1 protein-coding gene is annotated in these 256 nt (G+C 70.3%); it reads right to left on the reverse strand.

The window, feature by feature from the left end; all coding sequences use genetic code 11:
* On the reverse strand, positions 1 to 256 hold a 256-nt coding region (locus SB719_RS21265; protein WP_412159905.1), incomplete at both ends, for a YidC/Oxa1 family insertase periplasmic-domain containing protein.

A 256-nucleotide genomic window follows, 5' to 3' on the forward strand; every position in this document is an offset into this window, starting at 1 on the left:
CGAGGATCCAGAACAGGCCCTCGCCGAGCATCGCGAAGATCGAGAAGCGGCTGTAGTCGACGACGCGGTCGAGCCCGCGCACGCCTTCGGCGCGGATCAGGTCGACCTGCTTGGGTCCGACCCACAGGCGCGCCGTGGTGGCGACCTGCTGGCCGGCGGCGACCGAGACCGGCGGTCCCATTTCGCGGATCAGGTACCGCGGCGCACCAGTGCTGGCGTCGACCTGCATCGAGACCGTGCTGACGCCTTCGGGCTG

Origin of the sequence: Pantoea sp. SIMBA_079 (assembly GCF_046940275.1) — a bacterium.
Taxonomy (GTDB): domain Bacteria; phylum Pseudomonadota; class Gammaproteobacteria; order Enterobacterales; family Enterobacteriaceae; genus Pantoea; species Pantoea borealis.